Origin of the sequence: Candidatus Burkholderia verschuerenii, from assembly GCF_001189365.1 — a bacterium.
Taxonomy (GTDB): domain Bacteria; phylum Pseudomonadota; class Gammaproteobacteria; order Burkholderiales; family Burkholderiaceae; genus Caballeronia; species Caballeronia verschuerenii.
In genome coordinates, this window is sequence record NZ_LFJJ01000303.1 from 1 (window position 1) to 3,656 (window position 3,656).

Genomic DNA, 3,656 nt, shown 5'->3' on the forward strand with positions numbered 1-3,656 from the left:
CTCCACGCTTCCTCCCCACGGTCGGTCGCCCTTCCGCAGTTGCGCTTCACTTCGCTCGCTGTGGTCAACTTGCCGCGCGACTTGCACCCGCAAGAGTGCGCCCATGCTGGGCGCACAAAAAATGCCGGCATGAAAGCCGGCGTTCTCGCATCGAGAGCATCAAAAACGTCAGTGCGCGGTCTGCTCCGACATGCCGTTATGACGCAGCAAGGCGTCGATATCCGGCTCGCGGCCACGGAACGCCTTGAACGAATCCATCGCCGGGCGGCTGCCGCCCACTTCGAGAATCTCGCGGCGATAGCGCGTGCCCGTTTCCGCATTCAGCACGGAACCGTTGGCGGCTTTCGCGGCTTCTTCGAAGGCGGCGTAGGCATCGGCGGACAGCACTTCGGCCCACTTGTAGCTGTAGTAGCCCGCCGCATAACCGCCCGCGAAAATATGGCTGAAGGTGTTCGGCCAGCGCGAGAACGACACCTGCGGAATGACGTGGAACTTCTCGTTGATTTCGCGCGCGAGGTCGTTGACGTTCTGCGTCGCGTTCGACGGATCGTAGGACGTGTGCAGCACCATGTCGAACATCGAAAAGACGATCTGGCGCAGCGTGCCGACACCGCTCTGGAAGTTCTTCGCGGCGAGCATCTTGTCGAACAGTTCGCGCGGCAGCGGCTTGCCCGTTTCGACATGCGCGGACATGTCGGTCAGCACGTCCCACTCCCAGCAGAAATTCTCCATGAACTGCGACGGCAACTCGACCGCATCCCATTCCACGCCGTTGATGCCCGACACGCCCAACTCGTCGACGCGCGTCAGCATGTGATGCAGCCCGTGGCCGAACTCATGGAACAGCGTGATGACTTCGTCGTGCGTGAAGCAGGCGGGCTTGCCGCCGACCGGCGCGGAGAAGTTGCAGGTGAGATACGCGACCGGCGTCTGCACGCCGCCTTCGGTGCGCTTGTGACGCGAGCGGGCATCGTCCATCCATGCGCCGCCGCGCTTGCCTTCGCGCGCGTAGAGATCGAGATAGAACTGCGCGACCAGCGAGCCGTCCTTGTTCTCGACGCGGAAAAAGCGCACCTCGGGATTCCACACGGCGGCTTCGTCACGGTGGATCGACACGTTGAAAAGCGTCTCCGTGACCTTGAACAGGCCCTTGAGCACGGCTTCCTGCGGGAAGTACTGCTTCACTTCGTTTTCGGAGAAGGAATAGCGCTTCTGACGCAGCTTCTCCGCCGCGTATGCGATATCCCACGGCTGCAGTTCCGGCATGCCGAGTTCAGTCGCGGCGAACGCGCGCAGTTCCATCCAGTCGTTCTCACCGTAGGAACGCGCGCGCTTGGCCAGGTCTTCGAGAAACGCGATGACCTGCGCGGGCGATTCCGCCATCTTCGGCGCAAGCGACACTTCCGCGAAGTTCTGATAGCCGAGCGTTTGCGCTTCCTCGCGACGCAGCTTCAGATTCTCGACGACGTTCGCCGTGTTGTCCCATTCGGCCTTGCCGCCGCCATACGTTTCGCCGAGTTCCGACGCACGCGTGACATAGGCACGATACATCGCCTCGCGCATCGGCCGATGTTCGGAGTATTGCAGCACCGGGAAATACGACGGGAAATGTAGCGTGAATTTCCAGCCTTCGCGGCCATCGCGCTGGGCGGCTTCGTGCGCGCCTTCGATCACGTCGTCGGGTAGGCCCGCGAGTTCGTTTTGCTGTGTGACGAAGTACGAATAGGCGTTGGTGGCATCGAGCACATGATCGGAAAATGCCTTCGACAACGCCGCCTGTTCTTCCTGCAATTGCGCGAAACGCGGCTTGCGGTCTTCGGGCAATTCCGCGCCGGACAGGCGGAAATCGCGCAGCGAGTTTTCGAGGATCTTCTTGCGTTCGGGCGACAGACCGGCGAATTCCGATCCCGCCGCGATGGCCTTGTACTTCTCGTACAGCGCCAGATTCTGGCCGACGCTCGCGGAAAATTCGGTGACGCGCGGCAAGTTTTCGGCATGCGCGGCGCGCAGTTCGGGCGTATCGGCGACGGCGTTCAAGTGGCCGATCACGCCCCAAGCGCGCGACAGCTTCTCCGATTCGCGTTCGACCGTTTCCACGATATCGGCCCACGTCGCGGGCGTATCCGGCGCGGCGGCGCGATCGACGGCGGCCTTCGCGGAGGCGAGCAACACGTCCAGCGCGGGCGTGACGTGTTCGGGCTTGATCTCGCCGAAGCGCGGCAGGTCCGAGAAATCGAGCAGCGGATTGGTGGTGGCTGACGTGGCTGCGGTGGTATCGCTCATGGCTCTCCCGTTCTCGTATCGGATGATGCACGGGCGGCCGATGAACCGCGCCGCCCGGCTGTGTTCGGTTGCTCTATCCGAACATTATTGGGGCGGTGCGGCCAAAATCCAATGGATTGTTTTTAAGGGGACGATTGACGGCGCAGAATTTTGCGCAATTGCCCGCCAAAACAGCGCGATTTCCGCCGGATCGGCGCGGAAATCGCGCAATGCGGCACTCAGCCTTGCGCGGCGCGCTCGGTGGCTTCGATCGTGTTGACGAGCAGCATCGTGATCGTCATCGGGCCGACGCCGCCCGGCACAGGCGTGATGTAACCGGCCACGTCCTTCACGCCCGCGAAATCGACGTCGCCGCACAGCTTGCCTTCGTCGTTGCGGTTCATGCCGACGTCGATCACGGTCGCGCCCGGCTTCACCATGTCGGCGGTCAGGATATCGCGGCGGCCGGTCGCGGCGACGACGACATCGGCGTTGCGCGTGTGGGCGGCGATATCGCGCGTCTTGCTATGGCAGATCGTGACGGTCGCGCCCGCTTCCAGCAGCAGCAGCGCCATCGGCTTGCCGACGATATTCGAGCGGCCGATCACCACGGCGTTCGCGCCTTTCAGATCGATATCGTGCGCTTCGAACATCTTCATCACGCCGTAGGGCGTGCAGGGGCGGAACAGCGGCTTGCCGGTCATCAGCGCGCCCGCGTTGGCGACGTGAAAGCCGTCGACGTCCTTCTCCGGCGCGATCGCCTCGATCACCTTGTGGCTGTCGATATGCGCGGACAGCGGCAGTTGCACGAGGATGCCGTGAATCGCCGGATCGGCGTTGAGCTTCGCGATATGCGCGAGCAGATCGGCTTCGGCGAGCGTCGCGGGGAAACGGTCCATCACCGAATGCAGGCCGTTGTCCTGGCACGCCTTCACCTTGTTGCGGACGTAGACCTCGCTGGCCGGATTGTCGCCGACCAGCACGACGGCGAGTCCCGGCTGGTGACCGCGGGCGGTGAGGGCAGCGGCGCGCGTGGCGACATCGGCGCGGATGGTCTTGGAAAGGGCGTTGCCGTCGATGAGTTGGGCAGTCATGGCGAGTCGAATCGAGGATGAGCGATGGGGTGAAGCGGGTGCGCGCGGTCGCCGGGATGCGTCGGCGGAAGGAGGCGGCCGGCTTGGCGCTGCGCGTCGTGGTTTGGCGTTTTTACGCCATCGGGAAGGGCGAAATTATACCGCCCGGAGGGATCGGGCGTTTCGAGCGCGCGAGATCGGCATAGGGGCGGCCAGCAAGCTGGCCGGTCCCCTGCCACACCACCCTGCCACACCACCCGGCGTGCGGGTCCGCACCGGGCGGTTCGGGAAGTTGAGGTTATGTGAGGCGAGGCATGCCAA

2 protein-coding genes are annotated in these 3,656 nt (G+C 63.7%); both read right to left on the bottom strand.

Features of this window, described 5'->3' with window-relative positions:
• Positions 1 to 168: 168 nt before the first annotated feature.
• Positions 169 to 2,283: a M3 family metallopeptidase gene (locus BVER_RS28200; RefSeq protein WP_050456054.1), complete on the bottom strand. Its 2,115-nt coding sequence runs from the start codon at positions 2,281 to 2,283 to the stop codon at positions 169 to 171.
• A 218-nt stretch (positions 2,284 to 2,501) separates the two neighbouring features.
• Positions 2,502 to 3,356, bottom strand: coding sequence for a bifunctional methylenetetrahydrofolate dehydrogenase/methenyltetrahydrofolate cyclohydrolase FolD (gene folD / locus BVER_RS28205; protein WP_050456055.1), 855 nt, complete (start codon positions 3,354 to 3,356; stop codon positions 2,502 to 2,504).
• Positions 3,357 to 3,656: the final 300 nt, after the last annotated feature.

What these genes read in the sequence shown, in the direction of transcription:
- BVER_RS28200 (WP_050456054.1), bottom strand. Translation starts at nt 2,283, where the DNA reads ATGAGCGATACCACCGCAGCCACGTCAGCCACCACCAATCCGCTGCTC.
- folD (WP_050456055.1), bottom strand. Translation starts at nt 3,356, where the DNA reads ATGACTGCCCAACTCATCGACGGCAACGCCCTTTCCAAGACCATCCGC.